Below are 224 nucleotides of genomic sequence, written 5' to 3' on the forward strand. Positions count from 1 at the left end.
CGATGTTCTACTTTCACATGGGTAATCCACACTATCATCGACGCTGTTTTGTTTCACTTCTGAGTTCGGCATGGGGTCAGGTGGTTCCAAAACGCTATGGTCATCAGGAAAATACTGTTTTTTAGTTCTTATTTTTATATTAAATTTGGCCCTGGCGATGTTCTACTTTCACATGGGTAATCCACACTATCATCGACGCTGTTTTGTTTCACTTCTGAGTTCGG

1 rRNA gene is annotated in these 224 nt (G+C 41.1%); it reads right to left on the reverse strand.

Features of this window, described 5'->3' with window-relative positions:
- A 5S ribosomal RNA gene (gene rrf, locus EXT48_RS23645) occupies positions 1-108 on the reverse strand; the annotation flags it as partial.
- Positions 109-224 lie beyond the last annotated feature (116 nt).

Origin of the sequence: Pseudoalteromonas sp. CO348, from assembly GCF_004208845.1 — a bacterium.
GTDB classification, from domain to species: Bacteria; Pseudomonadota; Gammaproteobacteria; order Enterobacterales; family Alteromonadaceae; genus Pseudoalteromonas; species Pseudoalteromonas maricaloris.